The 17300-nt window shown below is 72.3% G+C and carries 14 protein-coding genes; 8 read left to right on the top strand and 6 right to left on the bottom strand.

Annotated elements, in window-relative coordinates; translation table 11 throughout:
* Positions 1-272 precede the first annotated feature (272 nt).
* A complete protein-coding gene (locus ACGFIO_RS34325) occupies positions 273-734 on the top strand; it encodes a cupin domain-containing protein (RefSeq protein WP_392832920.1) in 462 nt (153 codons plus the stop codon).
* Here ACGFIO_RS34325 and ACGFIO_RS34320 read toward each other — a convergent pair whose 3' ends face one another.
* On the bottom strand, positions 735-3800 hold the full coding sequence (locus ACGFIO_RS34320; RefSeq protein WP_392832917.1) for a S8 family serine peptidase: 3066 nt from the start codon (positions 3798-3800) through the stop codon (positions 735-737).
* Positions 3801-3959: 159 nt separating this feature from the next.
* On the opposite strand from ACGFIO_RS34320, the gene ACGFIO_RS34315 reads away from it, so the two are divergent.
* The 6 genes from ACGFIO_RS34315 to hutH are packed head-to-tail and all read left to right on the top strand — an operon-like array spanning position 3960 to position 11491.
* Positions 3960-4781, top strand: a complete 822-nt coding sequence (locus ACGFIO_RS34315) for a MurR/RpiR family transcriptional regulator (protein WP_392832915.1) — start codon at positions 3960-3962, stop codon at positions 4779-4781.
* A 3-nt stretch (positions 4782-4784) separates the two neighbouring features.
* A complete protein-coding gene (hutU, locus tag ACGFIO_RS34310) occupies positions 4785-6401 on the top strand; it encodes a urocanate hydratase (protein WP_392832912.1) in 1617 nt (538 codons plus the stop codon).
* Positions 6398-7549 (top strand): allantoate amidohydrolase, encoded by a 1152-nt coding sequence (locus ACGFIO_RS34305; protein ID WP_392832909.1) that lies wholly within the window; start codon positions 6398-6400, stop codon positions 7547-7549. The genes hutU and ACGFIO_RS34305 overlap by 4 nt, the downstream gene beginning before the upstream one ends.
* Positions 7546-8826, top strand: a complete 1281-nt coding sequence (locus ACGFIO_RS34300) for a formimidoylglutamate deiminase (protein ID WP_392832907.1) — start codon at positions 7546-7548, stop codon at positions 8824-8826. The genes ACGFIO_RS34305 and ACGFIO_RS34300 overlap by 4 nt, the downstream gene beginning before the upstream one ends.
* The gene (hutI, locus tag ACGFIO_RS34295; protein WP_392832905.1) at positions 8823-9959 is read left to right on the top strand and encodes an imidazolonepropionase; all 1137 of its coding nucleotides are present in this window, start codon (positions 8823-8825) and stop codon (positions 9957-9959) included. The genes ACGFIO_RS34300 and hutI overlap by 4 nt, the downstream gene beginning before the upstream one ends.
* On the top strand, positions 9956-11491 hold the full coding sequence (gene hutH, locus ACGFIO_RS34290; RefSeq protein ID WP_392832904.1) for a histidine ammonia-lyase: 1536 nt from the start codon (positions 9956-9958) through the stop codon (positions 11489-11491). Before hutI ends, hutH begins: the two co-directional genes overlap by 4 nt.
* Here hutH and ACGFIO_RS34285 read toward each other — a convergent pair.
* From ACGFIO_RS34285 to ACGFIO_RS34265, 5 genes are all read right to left on the bottom strand, one after another.
* Positions 11488-11943: a hypothetical protein gene (locus ACGFIO_RS34285; protein WP_392832903.1), complete on the bottom strand. Its 456-nt coding sequence runs from the start codon at positions 11941-11943 to the stop codon at positions 11488-11490. The genes hutH and ACGFIO_RS34285 overlap by 4 nt on opposite strands.
* An 853-nt stretch (positions 11944-12796) precedes the next feature.
* Entirely contained in the window at positions 12797-13405 is a 609-nt protein-coding gene (gene rdgB / locus ACGFIO_RS34280; protein WP_392832901.1) for an RdgB/HAM1 family non-canonical purine NTP pyrophosphatase, read from the bottom strand.
* Positions 13402-14130 (bottom strand): ribonuclease PH, encoded by a 729-nt coding sequence (gene rph, locus ACGFIO_RS34275; RefSeq protein WP_392832898.1) that lies wholly within the window; start codon positions 14128-14130, stop codon positions 13402-13404. The genes rdgB and rph overlap by 4 nt, the downstream gene beginning before the upstream one ends.
* A gap of 334 nt (positions 14131-14464) precedes the next feature.
* Positions 14465-15658, bottom strand: a complete 1194-nt coding sequence (locus tag ACGFIO_RS34270) for a glycosyltransferase (RefSeq protein ID WP_392832895.1) — start codon at positions 15656-15658, stop codon at positions 14465-14467.
* A gap of 36 nt (positions 15659-15694) precedes the next feature.
* Entirely contained in the window at positions 15695-16441 is a 747-nt protein-coding gene (locus ACGFIO_RS34265) for an MBL fold metallo-hydrolase (protein ID WP_392832893.1), read from the bottom strand.
* Positions 16442-16690: 249 nt separating this feature from the next.
* Here ACGFIO_RS34265 and ACGFIO_RS34260 point away from each other — a divergent pair, with 249 nt between their 5' ends.
* Positions 16691-17080, top strand: a complete 390-nt coding sequence (locus ACGFIO_RS34260; protein ID WP_392832892.1) for a hypothetical protein — start codon at positions 16691-16693, stop codon at positions 17078-17080.
* Positions 17081-17300: the final 220 nt, after the last annotated feature.

Here is a 17300-nt window from a genome sequence, read left to right as displayed (position 1 = left end):
AACGAGGTTGCCTCTCAGGAGTGCCGCGGCGCTCCCGGCGACGACTACCTCGATCGCCCAGCCGTGACGGGGAAAGGGAGCACCCACTTCGATACATCGTTCATGGGTCTCACCTCCTGAGCCGTCGTCACGAGCAGGCGCAACCTATCGGCTCCGGCTCCGAGCCGTCCAACCGATTTCCGATGATGTCACGCCGCGACATCAGTGCTACTCTTATGTCACGGCGCGACATCAACGTCGCGCGATCCACGACGTTACCAGGAGGCTCCGCCATGGCCAAGGTCTCGATCGTCAGCCCCGGCGAAGGTGAACTCATCACCAACGGCCCGTCCCAGATCCGCGTCCTCGAGAGCGGCGACAACACCGAACACCGCCTCGGCCTCTGCGAGATCACCCTCGCGCCGAACCTGCCGGGCCCCATCCAGCACCGCCACGCCCAGCACGACGAGGGTTTCTACATCCTTGCCGGCCGGGTGCGCTTCACCGTCGGCCACGACGACTACGACGCCAGCCCGGGCACGTGGGTTCTCGTCCCGCCGGGCGCACCGCACACCTTCGCCAACATCGGCGACGTGCCGGCGGTCATCCTCTCCACCTTCACACCCGACCTGTACGTGCAGTACTTCCGCGACCTGAAGAAGATGGTCGAGTCCGGTCAACCGGTGAACGCCGAGACCATGACGCCGCTCTGGCAGAAGTACGCCACCGAGATCTCCACCGAGTTCCGGTCCTGATCACGGGAGCTCGTACGCCCGGATCACGGTCTCGGTGACCGACGAGCCGCCACCGGTGGCCGTGACCCGCAGCGACACCGGTCCGTGGCCGGGCACGCCGGCCGCGTAGCCACCGGCACCGGTCCGGCGCACCTCGACCGCCCGCCACGTCGCGCCGTCGTCGAACGAGACGTCCAGGGTGACCTTGTCGGTGTCCCCGGCCGTGGCCAGCTTCAGCGACTGACCGGCCGGCGTCATCCGGACGGTCCGCAGCCCCGGCAGCACCGCCGGATCGGCGAACGTCCAGTCGACCGACGTACGGACCGAGGTGGCGAAGCCGGCCCCGCGATCGGCCGTCGCGTTCAGGCGATAGGTGCCGCCCCGCGCCGGCTTCAGGTTGAACAGGGCATGGCCGGCCGACCCGGCGGTCGCCACCGCCGCGCCGTCGCGGAACAGGGTCGTCGAACCGGCGGCGGGGTCGGTCGTGCCGGCGTGACCGGCCGCGTCGCAGGCCATCGGCACCCGCACCGACAGCAGGTCGTCGCGCCAGCTCACCTCGGACCCGGTGGGCAGGCAAGGGGCGATCACCGGGTCGTTCCACCGCGAGGTGTACGTGCCACCGGCCCGGTACCGCACCGGACGGCCGACCGTCCACACGTAGCCCTGGTCGGAGTACTCGGCCACCTGCGACGCCCAGGTGCCGGCGCTGTAACGCACCTCGGCCGGCAGTTTGGTGCCGGTGCTGATCGTGGTCAGCGGATATCCCGGCGTCGTCAGGTTCGCCTGGAACTCGGCGTAGGCGGACTCCACCGGCAACTGCGGTCGCGCACTCACCCGCTCGACGGCCAGCTCGCTCTCGGCGACCGTGCCCGAGAACCCGGTCGGGAACTCACCGGGCATGACCCAGCCGACCTGGTACGCGTACGCGCTGGTCCGCTCGCCGCCGTCGTCGAACGCCCCCCGCAACCGGGTCACGAAGCCGGCCGCGTCCGGTTTCGCCCCCAGGGCCGCCGTCCGGGTCGCGACCGCGCCGCCGAGGTACATGCTCTCCGAGTACCAGCCCTTGGCGGTGCGGATGCCGATGTCGAGGGCACCCTGCTCACGGACCGCGCCGGCCCGGGGCACGGACATCTCGACCGGCTGGGCGATCCGCCCGTCCAACGTCACCGACAGGTCCCGGTCGACGGTCAGGCCGGGGTTCACCAGCACCGCGCCGGTGTACTGGCCGTCGACCGTGGAGCCCATCCGGGTGAGGATCGCGTACCGCCCGCGCGGCACGGACAGGGTGTAGGTGGACGGCCACGGATAGGCACCGGTCGAGTCGAACAGGTACGGCACATCCAGCCCGATGACCTTGGTGTAGTAGTCCTCGGACGGCGTACCGGTCGCGTCGAGCTGGGTGATCGTCAGGTCGTGCTTCTCGGCCGCCCGGATCAGCCCGACGGGCGTACCGACCTGACGCGACCCGGCCTTCGCCTCGATCCGGGCCGAGTACGCGCCGCTGGGGGCTCCGTCCGGAGTGGTCACCGTCAGCGTCGCCGTGGCGGCGGCGCCGGCCTTCACGGTCAGCCGGGACGGGCTGACGGTGAACGTCCCCGCCGGTCCACGATCGGCGCGCACGCTCAGATCGAGGGTGACGGCCGACGTCCCGGTGTTGCGATAGGTGATCGTGCGGGTGCCGGCCTCGGTGAGGCTGACACTGGCCGGCTCGGTCAGCACCGGACCGGCCAGCGCCCGCGGCACGTCCACCCGGCCCGCGCCCTGCGCGTAGACCGAGACGCCGGCCGCCGGCCGGGCGCCGCCCATCAGCCCGGCCTTGAGCATGGCCGGGGTCCAGTCCGGGTGCGCCTGGGCGAGGATCGCCGCCGCCCCGGCCACGTGCGGCGCCGCGAACGACGTCCCGTAGCCGGTGCTGTACTCGTTGCCCCGGTACTCGAACGAGTCGTGACCGACCGCGCTGGTCACGTCGACCCCGGGCGCCGTGACATCGGGTTTCACGAGATCCCCGAGGCCCGGGCCGCGGCTGGAGAACGCGGCCGGCTTGTCATCGTGGTCGACCGCGCCCACGGTCAGCGCCTCCGGTGTGCCGGCCGGCGAGCCGATGTCGTAGTCGTTGCCGTTGTCCGGGTCGTTGCCGTTGTTGCCGTCGTTGCCCGCGGCGACCACGAAGAGCGTCCCGTACCGCCGGGTCAGGTCGGCCAGGGCCGCCTCCATCGGATCGGTGCCGGCGGAGTCCGGGAACCCGAGACTCATGTTCACGACGTCGGCGTGCTGTGTCGCGGCCGTCCACTCCATGGCCGCGATCACCGCCGACTCGGCGATCTCCCAGTCGCCGACCTTGGCCGAGACCAGGCGGACGCCCGGTGCCACGCCCCGGTACCGGCCGGCCTGCGCGGCACCGCTACCGGCCAGGATGGACGCGACGTGGGTGCCGTGTCCGTCGGTGTCCTTGACGTTCTCGTCGGTGGGCGGCTGCCCGTCGGCCAGCGGCGAGAAGTCACGTTGCGCCGCGAGCACGCCGGACAAGTCGGGATGGCTGCCGTCGACGCCGGAGTCGATGACCCCGACGGTGACGCCGGTGCCGGTCAGCCCCTGCTCCCAGGCGGTCGGCGCGCCGATCTGCTGCACCCCTTCGGCCGCGGTGAAGTGCCCGACGGCGTCCAGCCAGACCTTGCCGCCGCCCGGGCCGAGGCTCTTCCACGTGGCGCCGAGCGCACGCTTGGGCGCGCGTACGGCCGACGCCTTGATGCTGCCCAGCGCGCGAGTCTGGACGCCGATGGCGGGGGTGCCGGCGCCGGCGATGAGCGGCAGGTCCGGGCGGCGGTCGTCGTAGCCGGCGGCCAGCAGCCCGGTCACGTCGAACAGCCGCCGGTCGAGGCGGCCCTGACGCAGCGCGGGGAGCGCGTCCTCGGGGATGACCGACGTGTGACCGTCGGCGGTGGTGCTGGTGAGCATCGTGACCTTGGCCCGGCCCGGCCCGGGCGCCACGCTGACCCGGCCGCCCGGCGTGAGGGTCACCGCGTCGCCGGTGATCAGGGTGGTGGTCCGGGCGGGATCGGCCGGACCGGTGCCAGCGCCGGCGGCCATGGCTCGCACCTCGCCGACCGGCGCGATCCCGGCCGTAAGCAGAAGTGCCGCGAACGGCACCATCCATCTCAGTCGTGACTGCATGCCCCCTAGACGCCCGCTCGCCGGAGTTTGCGGCACCCCTGGCGTTCTGAAAGTTCCTATGCATACCCTGGGCGGGTGAATGAAACTGCCGTCAGGGTGGGGGACCTGTTTCACGGGGCCCGGCTCACGCCGACGCAGCGGCGCATCGCGCACAGCCTGGTGCAACACGCCGGGACGGCGGCGTACCTGTCCGCGGCCGAAGTGGCCGACCTGGCCGGCGTCAGCCAGCCCTCGGTGACCCGGTTCGCGATGGCCCTGGGCTACCCGGGCTATCCGGCGCTGCGCCGCGAGTTACGCGGGCTCGTCCAGGACGCGCGGCCGGCGGGCGAGAGCAACGAGATCCAGCGCGCGGTGTCGGCCGAGGCGGAACGGCTGGAGCGGCTACGGGACCGGCTCCACGACCTCGACGCCGTGCGTACGGCCGCGGGACTGCTCGTGCGCAGCCGGCCGCTGCCGGTCCTCGGATTGCGCGCCGCCGCCCCGCTGGCCGGTTACTTCGGGTACTTCGCGGCGAAGGTGCACCCGGACGTGCGAGTGCTCGACACCGGCGGCACCGAACTGCTCGATCGGCTCGATCAGGCCCGCGCGGCCGGGGCGACGGCCATGCTGGCGATGGTGCTGCCGCGCTATCCGCGGGAGGTGCTGGCCGCGGTCCGGGAGGCCGGCCTGGCCGTGGTGGCGATCACCGACTCCGAGGTGGCGCCGGTGGCCGAGGTCGCCGACGTGGTGCTGCCGGCCGCGGTGGGCAGCGATCTGGTGTTCGACCTGCACACCGGGCCGATGACGATGGCCATGGTGGTGCTGCAGGCGATGTGCGACGCGGCGCCCGAGGTGGCGCAGCGCCGGTTGGAAGAGTTCGAGGCGACGGCCGCGCGGCGGCACATCTTCGAGGGGTAGGGCATGGAGATCAGGGCGCAGAGGGGTACGACGCGTACGGCACTCGGCTGGCCACAGGAGGCGGCCAAGCGCATGCTCATGAACAACCTCGACCCGGACGTGGCGGAACGGCCCGAGGACCTGGTCGTGTACGGCGGGACGGGCCGCGCCGCACGCGACTGGCCCAGCTTCCACGCGATCGTCCGCGAGCTCGACACCCTGCGGGACGACGAGACCCTGCTGGTGCAGTCGGGGCGGCCGGTCGGCGTTCTGCGTACCCACGAATGGGCCCCTCGGGTCCTGATCGCGAACTCCAACCTGGTCGGCGACTGGGCCACCTGGCCCGAGTTCCGCCGCCTGGAGCAGCTCGGCCTGACCATGTACGGCCAGATGACCGCCGGCTCGTGGATCTACATCGGCACCCAGGGAATCCTGCAGGGCACCTACGAGACGTTCTCGGCCGTGGCGGCCAAGCGGTTCGGCGGCAGCCTGGCCGGCACGCTGACGCTGACCGCGGGCTGCGGCGGGATGGGCGGCGCGCAGCCGCTGGCGGTCACCATGAACGGCGGCGTCGGCCTGATCGTCGACGTGGATCGCACTCGTCTGCAGCGCCGCCTCGACACGCGCTACCTGGATGAGATCGCCGACGATCTCGATCAGGCGGTGTCCGCCGCCCTGGCCTGCAAAAGGGACAGAACTCCCAGGTCGATCGGTGTCGTGGGCAACGCCGCCGCGGTCTTTCCCGAGCTGCTCCGGCGCGGCGTCGAGATCGACATCGTCACCGACCAGACCAGCGCCCACGACCCGCTGAGCTACGTGCCGCTCGGCGACGACGTCTCCGATCTCAAACCCGACGAGTACACCGAACGGGCCCGGGAGAGCATGGCCCGGCACGTCGAGGCCATGGTCGGGTTCCTCGACCGCGGCGCCGAGGTGTTCGACTACGGCAACTCCATCCGCGGAGAGGCCCAGCTCGGCGGCTACGAACGGGCGTTCGCGTTCCCCGGCTTCGTCCCGGCGTACATCCGGCCGCTGTTCGCCGAAGGCAAAGGCCCCTTCCGGTGGGCCGCGCTGTCCGGCGACCCGGCCGACATCGCACGGACCGACCGGGCCGTGCTCGACCTCTTCCCGGACAACGAACCCCTCGCACGGTGGATCCGGATGGCCGGCGAACGCGTCGCCTTCCAGGGGCTTCCGGCACGGATCTGCTGGCTCGGGTACGGCGAACGCGACCGCGCCGGCGTCAAGTTCAACGAGCTGGTGGCCGGCGGCGAGGTGTCCGCCCCGATCGTGATCGGCCGCGACCACCTCGACTCGGGATCGGTCGCCTCGCCCTACCGGGAAACCGAGGCGATGGCCGACGGCTCCGACGCGATCGCCGACTGGCCACTGCTCAACGCCCTGGTCAACACGGCCAGCGGCGCGTCCTGGGTGTCCATTCACCACGGCGGCGGGGTGGGCATCGGCCGCTCGATCCACGCCGGTCAGGTCTGCGTGGCCGACGGCACCGAGCTGGCCGGGCAGAAAATCGAACGGGTGCTGACCAACGACCCGGCCACCGGGGTACTGCGGCACGTGGACGCCGGCTACGAGTCGGCGGCGGCCGCGCACGTGACAGTTCCGATGCGGCGGCCGTCGTGACCTTCGCCGACCTGTGGGCCGAGATCGCGCCGATCGGCCGGACCGACCGCGGCTACCAGCGCCTCACGTTCACCGAACCGGAGCTGGTGCTGCGCGACTGGTTCCGCAACCAGGCCGACCGCCGGGACATGACCGTCACCGAGGACGGCAACGGGAACCTGTTCGCGTGGCGGGGCGAACCGTGGGCCGACGGCGTGGTGCTGACCGGATCGCACTTCGACTCGGTGCCCTACGGCGGCGGCTACGACGGGCCGCTCGGCATCGTGTCCGCCTTCCTCGCCGTCGACCGGCTGCCCGCCCGCCGCAACGTGGCCGTGGCAGCGTTCGGCGAGGAGGAGGGCGGCCGTTTCGGCCTGCCGTGCCTGGGTTCGCGGCTGCTGACCGGGGCGATCGACCCGGCCCGGGCGGCCGCCCTGTGCGACCGCGACGGCATCTCGTTCCGGGACGCGCTGGGATACGCGCCGACCGGCCGGCACGACCTGACGAACGTGCGGGCCGTCGTCGAGCTGCACATCGAGCAGGGCCGCGCACTCGACGTCCCGGTCGGCGTGGCCAGCGCGATCTGGCCGCACGGCCGGTGGCGCTTCGACTTCCGGGGCGACGCCGACCACGCCGGCACCACCCGCATGGCCGACCGGCGCGACCCGATGCTGACGTACGCGTACACCGTGCTCGCCGCCAACAAGGAGGCCCGCCTGGCCGGCGCCCACGCCACCATGGGCCGGGTGGCCGTGGAACCCAACGCCACCAACGCGATCCCGTCCCTGGTCCGCGGCTGGCTCGACGCCCGCGCGGCCGACGGGTCCACGCTGGACGGTCTGGTCGACGCGATAGTCAAGCGGGCCACCGATCGGGCCGGCCGGGACGGCACCGAGGTGTCGGTGGAACCCGAGTCGGTCACGGGAGAGGTCGCGTTCGACACCACGCTCGCCCAACGCCTCTCCGCGCTGCTCGGCCAGGCACCGATCCTTCCGACCGGCGCCGGCCACGACGCCGGGGTGCTCTCCGCGCACGCGCCGACCGCGATGCTGTTCGTCCGCAACCCGACCGGGGTGTCGCACTCCCCGGCCGAGCACGCCACCGACGCCGACTGCGAGGCCGGCGTCGACGCGTTGGCCACGGTACTGCTGGAGTTGACGTCGGCATGAGGTTTCTCGCGGACCACGCCTTCGTCGGCGGCGCCGTCGCACGGGACGTGCTGATCGACATCGAGGACGGCCGGATCACCGCCGTGACGCCCGGTTCGGTCCAGCGCACCGCGATCCCGCTGCGCGGCCTGGTGCTGCCCGGGTTCGCCAACGCGCACTCGCACGCCTTCCACCGGGCCCTGCGCGGGCGGACCCACACCGGCCGGGGCAGCTTCTGGACCTGGCGGGACCGGATGTACGAGGTCGCCGCCGCCCTCGACCCGGACTCCTACTACCGGCTGGCCCGGGCCGTCTACGGCGAGATGGCACTGGCCGGCGTCACCGCGGTCGGCGAGTTCCACTACCTGCACCACGCCCCCGACGGCGCCCGCTACAACGACCCCAACGCGATGGGCGAGGCCTTGATGGCGGCGGCCGCCGACGCCGGCATCCGGCTCACCCTGCTCGACACGCTCTATCTCACGTCCGGTGTGGACGGTCGCCCGCCCGAGGGCGTGCAGCGCCGGTTCAGCGACGGCGGTTTCGACGCCTGGGCCGAACGCGTGGCCGCGGCGAAACCGTTGCCCCACGTACGCATCGGCGCCGCCGCCCACTCGGTGCGGGCCGTGCCGCCGGCCGAACTGGCCGCCCTGGCCGGTCGCAGCCCCCTGCACATCCACCTCTCCGAACAGCGCGCCGAAAACGAACAATGCCGGGCCACCCACGGCTGCACACCGACCGAACTGTTGCAGCGCACCGGTTTCCTCGGTCCCGCCACCACCGCCGTGCACGCCACGCATCTCACCGACAGCGACATCGAGACGCTCCAGGGCACCGGTGTCTGCTTCTGCCCGACCACCGAACGGGACCTGGCCGACGGGATCGGCCCGGCCCGCCGCCTCACCGGGCTGTCCCTCGGCAGCGACAGCCACGCCGTCATCGACCTGCTCGAGGAGGCGCGGGCCCTGGAGATGGACGAGCGGCTGGCCTCCGAGGAACGCGGCCACTTCACCACCGCCGAGCTGATCGCGGCCATGACCAACCACGCCGCCATCGGCTGGGACGACGCCGGTGTCATCGAGCCCGGACGCCGCGGCGACCTGGTGACGATCGCGCTCGACTCGGTGCGCACGGCCGGCACCGACCCGGCCCAGGCCGTGCTGGCCGCCACCGCCGCCGACGTCACCCAGGTGGTGGCCGACGGACGGCTCATCGTCGACGACCGCAGACACACCGGCTTCGACGTGGCCCGGGCCCTGCACGAGGCGACCACGGCCGCGCGGCGGAGCCGGACATGAGCAGCATCGTCATCGACAACATCGGCGAGCTGACCGTCGACCACACGTCCCCGCGCACCGGAGCCGCCCTGGTCGCCGAGGACGGGCGGGTCACGTGGATCGGCGCCGCCGGCCGGGCGCCCGCCGCCGACGCGCGGATCGACGCCGGCGGCGCGGCGGTCATCCCCGGCTTCGTCGACAGCCACGCCCACCTGGTGTTCGCCGGGGACCGGGCCGCCGAGTTCGCCGCGCGGATGGGCGGGCGCCCGTACACCGGTGGCGGCATCATGACCACCGTGGCCGCGACCCGCGCCGCGACCGACGACACCCTTCGCGCCAACGCCCGCCGCCTGGTCGACGAGGCGCGGCGGCAGGGCACGACCACCATCGAGATCAAGAGTGGGTACGGCCTGAGCGTCGCCGACGAGGCCCGCAGCCTGCGCATCGCCGCCGAACTGAGCGACGAGACCACCTTCCTGGGCGCGCACAAGGTCCCCGGCGGCGACCCGGACGACTACGTCGCACTGGTCACCGGGGAAATGCTGGCCGCCGCCGCACCGCACGCCCGATGGATCGACGTGTTCTGCGACAAGGGCGCGTTCACCGGCGAGCAGGCACGGACGATCCTCGCCGCGGGCGTCAAGGCCGGTCTGATGCCGCGAATCCACGCCAACCAGCTTCAGCACGGGCCGGGCGTACAGATCGCCGTGGAACTGAACGCGGCCAGCGCCGACCACTGCACACACCTGGACGATGCCGACGTCGACGCGCTGGCCGGCGGCGGCACGGTCGCCACACTGCTGCCCGGGGCCGAGTTCTCCACCCGCTCCCCCTACCCCGACGCGCGACGGCTCCTCGACGCCGGCGCCACCGTGGCCCTGGCCACCGACTGCAACCCCGGTTCCTCGTACACCTCGTCGATGGCGTTCTGCATCGCGGTGGCCGTACGCGACATGAACCTCACCCCCGCCGAAGCCCTGCGCGCGGCAACCGAAGGCGGCGCCGCGGCCCTGCGCCGCACCGACATCGGACACTTGCGCGTCGGCGCCCGGGCCGACCTGGTCGTCCTGGACGCCCCGTCCTACCTGCACCTGGCCTACCGGCCCGGCGTCCCGCTGGTGAAAACCGTTCTGCAGCACGGAGTTCCGCTATGACCGTCATCGTCACACCCACCGGCGTCACCACCGCCGACGTCCTCGCCGTGGCCCGCGGCCGCACCCCAGTCGAGATCGCCGGCGAGACAGTGGCCGCGATGGCCGCCAGCCGCGCGATCGTCGACGGCATCGAGGCATCGGGCAAACCCGTCTACGGCGTGTCGACCGGGTTCGGAGCGCTGGCCAACACGTTCATCGCGCCCGAGCGGCGGGCCGAGTTGCAACACGCGCTGATCCGCTCGCACGCCGCCGGTGTGGGCGCCCCGATGCCGCGCGAGGTGGTGCGGGCGATGATGCTGCTGCGGGTGCGGTCGCTGGCCCTGGGCCTGTCCGGCGTACGCCCCGCCCTCGCCCACGGCCTGGTCGACCTGCTCAACGCCGACATCACGCCGTGGGTGCCGGAACACGGCTCGCTGGGCGCCTCCGGTGACCTGGCGCCGCTCGCCCATTGCGCCCTGGTGCTGCTGGGCGAGGGCTGGGTCCTGGGCAAGGACGGCGCCCGGATGGCCGCCTCCGACGCCCTGCACGCCGCCGGCCTCTCACCCCTGTCGCTCGCCGCCAAGGAGGGCCTCGCCCTGATCAACGGCACCGACGGCATGCTCGGCATGCTGCTGCTCGCCATCGACGACGCCGCGCATCTGTTCACCATGGCCGACGTGACCGCCGCCCTCTCCATCGAGGCGATGCTCGGCTCCGAACGCCCGTTCCTCCCCGAACTGCACGAGATCCGCCCGCACCCCGGCCAGTCCGCGTCCGCGGCCAACATCCACCGCCTGCTCCAGAACTCGTCCATCATGGACTCGCATCGCGACGACCTGGCCCACGCCGTGCAGGACGCCTACTCGATGCGCTGCGCCCCCCAGGTGGCCGGCGCCGCCCGCGACACCCTGGCCTTCGCCCAGCAGACCGCCGCCCGCGAGCTGATCTCCGTCGTCGACAACCCGGTCGTCCTGCGCGACGGCCGCGTCGAGTCCACCGGCAACTTCCACGGCGCCCCCCTCGGCTTCGCCGCCGACTTCCTGGCCATCGCCGCCGCCGAGGTCGGCGCGATAGCCGAACGCCGCGTCGACCGCCTCCTCGACGTCACCCGCAACCGCGACCTGCCGCCGTTCCTGTCCCCCGACGCCGGCGTCAACTCGGGCCTGATGATCGCCCAATACACGGCGGCCGGCATAGTCGCCGAGAACCGCCGCCTGGCCGCCCCCGCCTCGGTCGACAGCCTGCCCACCAGCGGCATGCAGGAGGACCACGTCTCGATGGGCTGGTCCGCCACCAAAAAGCTGCGCACCGTCCTCGACAACCTGACCAGCCTGCTCGCCGTCGAGCTGCTGTCCGGCGTACGCGGCATCCAGCTCCGCGCCCCCCTGGCCCCGTCCCCCGCCGGCCGCGCCGCTCTGGCCGCCGTGTCCCCTTTCGCCGGCGAGCCCGGCCCCGACCGCTTCCTCGCCCCCATCCTGGACCAGGCCCGAGCCGTCATCGCCGACCGCCGCCTCCGCACCACGATCGAGTCGGCAATCGGCCCCCTGGCCTAATACCAGTCCGTGCACCGCACCACGTCGTCCACCCGCCCACAGGCCCGCATCACGCGCTCCGGTTCATCGGTGGCCACCCACCCCGCACTGGCCGCCGCCTCCCCCGCCCCCGTCACCCGGAACGGCCCGCACCGTGCCCAGCCGTCCCCACCCGTGCTGCTCCAGTCCAGCCAAACTTGATCCGCCCGCCGCGTCCCCCCACCAATCCTCGCGAACCCGTAGATCCCCTCGCTAACCTTGACAAACTCCAGCGAAATTCGCGCCCGCTCCCCACCGACAGCCATCCGCTCCAGCCCACGCTGCTCCGAAGCGACGGCGACGAACCCGGCACTGCCCCCTCCGCAGTCCGGACCCGTCGCCGCCGCCGGCCGGGCCAGCACCGCGCCCCCCACCTGCACGCCGATGGCCACCCCGGCCGCCAGCACACCAACCGCCCGCACGATGCTCTCCACGCTGTCCTCCGTTCCCCCCGTGTGCCGCCAATCCTGGCCCCCGCACACCGCCCCACCCACCGCCGTCTCCCCACCCCGGCACGAACCCGGGAGTCGTTTGCTCTGCGCACCAGGAGTCGCCCCCTGCTGAGCTGGGGATTGCGTGTCGGCTCGATCAGCTTGCTGACGTCACGGCGCTGACCTGCGGGTTCGCGAGGCGACTATTGGTGCGCAGAGCAAAGGGGCCTGGGAAGGTCAAAGGCTGGATGTCGTAGGTGGGTGGGTGGTGCTGACCGTCGCTCCCGCCGAGGTCGCTTCGCTCCACGTGCGTAAGTGGTCACCCTTCGGGCACTCCGCGCCCCGGGGCCGCTCACCCTGGGCGTGGAGTCATGTCCGGGTGGCCAGGCGGCGGGGCTGCCCGCTCACCCTCGCCGGCGTCTCAGCGCGCCGTCGCGGCTCAGCCGGCCAGGGGTAGCCCAGCGCGGTGTCCCGGCGGCCACGCCCACCACTGTCCTCGATGGTGATAGGTCAGAGCGGCGTCCGGGCCACTGATACCGCGCGGGACTACCACTGTCCGAGCGGGACGTGGCAAGCGGGACGCGCGCACGAGGTGAGGGCACGGCGAAAGGTTGAGCCGCACGCGCCGACGGTGTGGATGGCCCCGCGGGATGATGGCCGCCCGCGGTCGGTGCCCCTGCGGGGTGGGGTGCTCACCCGGGGTGGGTGCCCGCGTGCGGGGTCGGCACCCCCGGGCGGGGCGGCACCCCGTGCGGCGCGGCACCCCCGTGCGGGGTCGGTGCCCCCGTGCGGGGTCGGTGCCCGCGTGCGGGTCGGTGCCCCCGGGCGGAAGGTGCCGGGGCGCGGGTGGGTGGGGTTAGCGGAGTTCGCGGGCTACGACCTTGGCCAGTTCACGGAAGGCCTTGCCTCGGTGGCTGATGGCGTCTTTCTCGGCGGGGGTCAACTCGGCGTTGGTGCGGTCCTGGCCGTCGCCCAGGAAGATCGGGTCGTAGCCGAAGCCGCCGGTGCCTCGGCGGGCGCGCAGGAGGCGGCCGGGCTGGCGGCCCTCGACGAGGTGTTCGCGGCCGTTGGGCAGGACCAGGGCGGCCGCGCAGACGAAGGCACCGCCGCGGTGCTCGTCGGGGACGTCGCTGATCTGGGCCAGGACCAGGTCGAGATTGGCGTCGTCGTCGCCGTGGCCGCCGGACCAGCGGGCGCTGAAGACGCCGGGCATACCGTTCAGCGCGTCGATCGCGATGCCGGAGTCGTCGGCGACCGTGGGCAGGCCGGTGCGTTTGGCGCCCTCGCGGGCCTTGATCAGGGCGTTCTCGCCGAAGGTCAAACCCGTTTCGGGTACGTCGGGATAGCCCTCGAAGTCGCCCAGGCCGACCAGGGTGACCCGGGACGTGCCGAGCGCCGCGTCGAGGATGCGCTGGAGTTCGAGGAGCTTCTTCTGGTTGGCCGTGGCCAGCAGCAGCTTGCTCATGAGGCCAGCGCCTTCTGCTGGGCCAGAGCGAGCTCGGCGCAGCCGGCCACCCCGAGGTCGAGCAGGGCGTCGAGCTGGTCGCGGCGGAACACGTTGGCCTCGCCGGTGCCCTGGACCTCGACGAAGTCGCCGTCGCCGGTGCAGACGATGTTCATGTCGACCTCGGCGGCGACGTCCTCCTCGTACATCAGATCGGTCCTGGCCTCGCCGTCGATGATGCCGACGCTGACCGCCTGGACCGACCGATGCATGACGTTCTCCACCTTGCCGGACAGCGACTTGCGGCCGGACAGCCAGGTCACCGCGTCGTGCAGCGCGACGTAGGCACCGGTGATCGCCGCGGTGCGGGTGCCGCCGTCGGCCTGGAGCACGTCGCAGTCGAGCACGACCGAGTTCTCGCCCAGCGCCTTGAGGTCGATGCAGGCACGCAGGCTGCGCCCGATCAGCCGGGAGATTTCCTGGGTACGCCCGCCGACCTTGCCTTTGACGCTTTCCCGATCGCCGCGGGTGTTGGTGGCGCGGGGCAGCATCGCGTATTCCGCCGTGACCCAGCCCAGCCCGGAGCCCTTGCGCCAGCGCGGAACCCCCTCGGTCACCGAGGCGGTGCACAGCACCCGGGTGTTGCCGAACTCCACGAGCACCGACCCCTCGGGGTGGATGCTCCACCGGCGGGTCAGAGTGACGGGACGCAGTTGGCCGGCCTCGCGGCCGTCGGGACGTGCCATGCCCGTCACCCTATGCGCAACGCTGAGCGCCGGCTCCGTCCGGGCCCCCGCGTTGGAGGCGATTCGGCGGAACCCCGGTCGGGGCCCACGTAGAGGCCGGGACTCCGCCGAAATCGGGCGCCGAAGGGCAGCGCGAGGACCGGCCGGCCGGCTCAGCCACGGGGCGCCAGGCTGACGAAGTCGGGCGCGAAGGGCAGGGCGAGGTCGGGCCGGTCAGCACGAGGCAGGGCGAGGTCGGGCCGGTCAACGCGAGGCGGCGCGAGGCCGCACCGGTCAGCGCAAGGCTGGGCGAGGTCGCGCAAGGCAGCGCGAGGTTTCGCTGGGCGGCTCGGGGTCAGCCGCGGGATGCCCAGACCGAGGATATGGCGCCGACGGGGGTGGCCGGGCGGAGTGACGCCGTCACCCGGGACTGGCGGGCGATGGCCGGGGGCTCGACGCCGTGGGCTCGCAGGAAGCCCTCGACCGCCTGCGGCCAGCCGAAGAGCTCGGCGCGGGCCCGGGCGGCGGCGCGGCGTTCGTTCTCGGGGCGTTCCATCAGACGGCGTACGCCCTCGGCGAAGCCCTCGGGCGTACCCGGCGCCGCGACGCCCGCCTCGCCCACCACCTCGGGCAACGCGCTCGCCTGATTGACCACCACGGGCGTGCCGCAGGCCAGCGCCTCCAGGGCGGCCAGCCCGAAGGTCTCCACCGGGCCGGGCGCGACCAGCACGTCGGCGCTGGCCAGCAGGGCCGCCACGTCGGAGCGGTCGCTCACGTGGCCGGCGAAGCGGACCGGCAGCCGGGCCGCGCGGTAGGCCAGCGCCGCCCGGCGGGAACCGTCACCGGCGACGGCCAAGACCGCGTTCTCCTTGGAGCCGCGCAGGGCGGCGATGGTGTCGACGGCGAGCTCGGGGCGTTTGTCGGCGGAGAGGCGGCTGCAGTAGACGACCAGTGTCTCGTCGGGGCGGGCGTACCGGGCGCGGACCATCGGGTCGGCCGCGCCGGGCTGGAAGACGCGCAGGTCGACGCCGAGCGGGACCTCGACCAGGTTGGGCACGCCGAGCCGGCGGAACTCGGCGGCGGCGAAGGCCGTGGTGCAGACGATCTGGTCGTACATCTCGGCGGTGGCGCGGTTGAGCCGGTCGGCCAGCACCTCGCGGGCGGGCATGCCCCAGACGCCGAGCAGGCCGGCCAGGCTCTCGTGCGAGACCATCATCGAGCCGATGCCCCGCTCACGGGCCCACTTGCCGGTCCAGCGAAGAGTGGAACGGTCGGACACCTCGATGCGGTCGGGTTCGAGGTCTTCGAGCAGGCGGGTGAGCTCGCGACGGCCGGCGAGCACGCGGTGACCGCCGGTACGCGGCAGCACGGTGCCGGGGAGCGTGATCACCCGGCCCTGCTCGGTCATCTCGTCGGAGGCCCGGCGCCCGGGAATGATCAGGATCGGCTCGTGGCCGGCACGCTCGTAGCCTTCACCCAGGTAACGCAGTGCTGTGCGGAGACCACCGGATCGTGCCGAGACGAAGTTGGCCAACCGGACGATGCGCATGCCAGTGCACTCCAAGGGGGGACAGGCTCGGGGGGCTCAGAGATCGTAGCGGCTGCCGGGCCGAACCACCTCAACGGGACCGGCGTAGGCCGCGACCGCCGCATCCACTGTAGATGCCTCACTGACCCATGCCGGTACCAAATGGGTCAAGAGAAGTCGTCCGACGTCCGCCTTGGTCGCCGCCTCCCCCGCTTCACCCCCGGTCAGGTGAATGTCGGGTGGATTGTCCACACCATCCAGGTAGCTTGCTTCACAGAGGAACACGTCGGCGCCCTGGGCCAGGCGCAGCAGGGCATCGCAGGGTGCGGTGTCGGCCGAGTAGGCCAGGACGCGTCCGCCCTGCTCGATGCGGACGCCGTAGGTCTCGATGGGGTGGTTGACACGGTCCACGGTGACGGTGAACGGACCGATCGGGAAGGTGCCGGGTTCGAGCCGGAAGAAGTTGTAGACGTCGTCGACCGGCTCGGCGTCGGGGCTGTAGGCGGCGGCGATGCGCTCGGCCGCGCCCAGGGGGGCGTACACCGGAAGCTTGGGCAGCGGTCCCTGCGGGTTGTAGCGCCGAACGACGACATAATCGCAGGCATCCGACATGTGATCACAATGCAGGTGAGTGAGGAGAATCGCGTCGACCGCGTCGAGCCCGGCGTAGCGCTGCAAAGCGGACAGTGATCCCGAGCCGAAATCAAGGAGCAGCCGGAAGCCCTGGGCTTCCAGGAGATAGGCGGAACAGGCCGATTCGGGGCCGGGAAAACTGCCGGCACAGCCGAGAACGGTCAGTCGCATGCGGATTCCCCTGAGTCACGCCCCGTCGCCCACGCCCCGCTCGACCGGTCCGTGGTGATAATCAGAGACCAGTCAATCACGCTGCGAAGCGTACGCCTGGACCAGCGCGCCGGGTTAACGTCTGATCGATTTGTCGCCAAATCGACAACGTACATCACAACGGCCGTGACCTCGGTCTCTGTAAAATGCGTGACGCTTCGTGAGGCTCGCTCGTTGCACACCGTGAGGCAACTAACCTTACGGAGACGTATGACAACCGAGCTGGATTCACCCACCGCAGTGGTGCCCTTCGGCTGGGAGGGTGATGTCGCCGCCACCGGTCCGGATGACCGCGACCTGCTCTTCCGCTTCCCCGCCGCGGACGATCCAGCGCCCGGCACTCGGCGCGTGCTCGGGATGTCGCTCTACGCGTCGGCGCTCGGCCTCATCGGGGTCGGCGTCGGGCTGCGCGCCTTCGTCTCGGTGCTCGGCGGTGTGCCCGGCTTTTACGTGCCGGTGCTCGTCCTGCTCGGGCTGAGCAGTGTGGCGGCGGTGGTGGGCGCGTTCCTGTCGATCCACCGGCGTTTCCTGCCGTTCGTCTTTCTGGTCGGCGCCGCCCTCCCGCTGAGCGGCGCCGTCCTGATCGCCGTCTCCCACTGAGAAGCCCAGGCTCCCGCCCACCACTCCCCAGCACAGCGGTAGGCAGGAGCGGCTTCCCGGGCGCGGATACCGCCCGGGGCTACCACTGAGGGGTTGGAGCGCAACCAATTACGCACGTGGAGCGAAGCGACCTCGGCGGGAGTGCCCTGTGTCAACCGGTGGTGGGGTGTTGGGTGAGTAGGCGTTGTAGGGCGCGGTGTTCGGTGGGTTGGTAGGCGGT

The organism is Actinoplanes sp. NPDC049265 (assembly GCF_043197135.1).
In the GTDB taxonomy this organism is placed as follows: domain Bacteria; phylum Actinomycetota; class Actinomycetes; order Mycobacteriales; family Micromonosporaceae; genus Actinoplanes.
Note: the sequence above shows the minus strand (reverse complement) of the source record. Positions and strands in the feature narration are given on the sequence as shown.

Coding starts and splice junctions, on each gene's coding strand:
- ACGFIO_RS34325 (WP_392832920.1), top strand. CDS start 273: ATGGCCAAGGTCTCGATCGTCAGCCCCGGCGAAGGTGAACTCATCACC.
- ACGFIO_RS34320 (WP_392832917.1), bottom strand. CDS start 3,800: ATGGCCGCCGGCGCTGGCACCGGTCCGGCCGATCCCGCCCGGACCACC.
- hutU (WP_392832912.1), top strand. CDS start 4,785: ATGGAGATCAGGGCGCAGAGGGGTACGACGCGTACGGCACTCGGCTGG.
- ACGFIO_RS34300 (WP_392832907.1), top strand. CDS start 7,546: ATGAGGTTTCTCGCGGACCACGCCTTCGTCGGCGGCGCCGTCGCACGG.
- hutI (WP_392832905.1), top strand. CDS start 8,823: ATGAGCAGCATCGTCATCGACAACATCGGCGAGCTGACCGTCGACCAC.
- hutH (WP_392832904.1), top strand. CDS start 9,956: ATGACCGTCATCGTCACACCCACCGGCGTCACCACCGCCGACGTCCTC.
- rdgB (WP_392832901.1), bottom strand. CDS start 13,405: ATGAGCAAGCTGCTGCTGGCCACGGCCAACCAGAAGAAGCTCCTCGAA.
- rph (WP_392832898.1), bottom strand. CDS start 14,130: ATGGCACGTCCCGACGGCCGCGAGGCCGGCCAACTGCGTCCCGTCACT.
- ACGFIO_RS34270 (WP_392832895.1), bottom strand. CDS start 15,658: ATGCGCATCGTCCGGTTGGCCAACTTCGTCTCGGCACGATCCGGTGGT.
- ACGFIO_RS34265 (WP_392832893.1), bottom strand. CDS start 16,441: ATGCGACTGACCGTTCTCGGCTGTGCCGGCAGTTTTCCCGGCCCCGAA.
- ACGFIO_RS34260 (WP_392832892.1), top strand. CDS start 16,691: ATGACAACCGAGCTGGATTCACCCACCGCAGTGGTGCCCTTCGGCTGG.